Genomic DNA, 1,382 nt, shown 5'->3' with positions numbered 1-1,382 from the left:
GGTTCTATAATATTTGTTGGGGTTCCTACACAATTAAAGGCATAAAAAATGCACGACATCAGCCAGTCTTTTATACTTGAGTTGTCGAGAAACAAGTATAGATTGGAGATGCGTGCATAATGAATTCTAACATAAAGTTACCTGGTTTTAAAGATATGACTGTTTCGAAGATGGAGGAAGTGGAGGAGAAACTCTGCATTCATGTAGAAATGCCTGTCAAACCTCATACTTGTCCTGTATGTGGCAATTCCACTAAGAGAATTCATGACTATCGGGTACAAAAAATCAAGCACTTAAAGATATTTGAAAGACATACTCTGATTTTTTATAAGCGACGCAGATATGCATGTAACTGCGGAAAGAAATTTGCAGAAAAGAACCCACTTATTGATCGATACCAGCGTCTATCTATTGAGTTCAACCAAGCTATTAAAATACGAAGTATCAAAGGAAAGACCTTTAAAGAAACAGCGGAGGTGTTTGGGACTTCCGCTTCCACAATTGTTAGGCGCTTTGACGAATTGGCGGAGAGTACTGTAAATGAGGAAGTAAAAGAATTACCAAAGGTTATCGCAATAGATGAGTACAAAGGGGATACTAGGGAAGGAAAATATCAGTTAATTGTCGCAAATGGTATTACTAAAGAACCAATAGATATCCTTCCAAATCGTTACAAAAATACAATAAAACATTACCTAAGGAAATATGGTGCGAATGTGGAAGTTGTTGTAATGGATATGAGTCAGTCCTTTAAAGCAGCTGTTCAACAAGCATTAGGAAAACCGGTTATTGTGGCGGATCGCTTTCACTTTGTTCGTTATATTTATTGGGCCTTAGATGGTGTTAGAAGACGAGTACAGTCAAGTTGGAATGATTATGACCGCAAGAAATGCAAAAAGATGAGATATGTATTCCACAAAAGATCAGATAGGTTAACGGAGGAGGACCAGTGGTATCTAAACAGGTATTTACAAATGTCCCCTGAATTAAGAAAATCATATGAACTAAAAGAATTGTTTTCTAGCTGGTTTTATAAAGCTAAGGAGAATGGAAATAGAGATATTCTACAAACGAAGAACACTTTAAATGACTTTTATGATGAAGTTGTAGAGGCTAAAATCCCTGAATTCGCAAGGGCTATCCAAACATTGAAGAATTGGCAGATTGAAATACTAAATAGTTTTAGTTATAACTATTCAAACGGCTTCCTAGAGGGTATCAATAACTTAACGAAAGTAATGAAGAGGAACGCTTTTGGTTTTAGAAGCTTTAAACGCTTTAGAGCAAAAATATTATTAACTCATAAGTTTAAAAGATTAGGTACGCATATTGGATAAAGGGTGAAGCGAAATTCACTTCACCCCAACATTTGACGTTGAACC

The 1,382-nt window shown here is 36.0% G+C and carries 1 protein-coding gene; it reads left to right on the top strand.

The genetic code is table 11. From position 1 onward, the window contains the following. The first annotated feature begins 119 nt into the window (after positions 1–119). Positions 120–1,337 (top strand): ISL3 family transposase, encoded by a 1,218-nt coding sequence (locus tag AB3M96_RS23625; protein WP_412970061.1) that lies wholly within the window; start codon positions 120–122, stop codon positions 1,335–1,337. Positions 1,338–1,382 lie beyond the last annotated feature (45 nt).

The sequence above is a fragment of the Ferdinandcohnia jepli genome (assembly GCF_047246645.1).
In the GTDB taxonomy this organism is placed as follows: domain Bacteria; phylum Bacillota; class Bacilli; order Bacillales; family Bacillaceae_L; genus Ferdinandcohnia.
The sequence above is the reverse complement of the archived record's forward strand: the minus strand, read 5'-3'. Positions and strand labels throughout refer to the sequence as shown.

Bases quoted from the DNA above. Each gene is read 5' to 3' on its own strand.
- AB3M96_RS23625 (WP_412970061.1), top strand. From the start codon at position 120: ATGAATTCTAACATAAAGTTACCTGGTTTTAAAGATATGACTGTTTCG.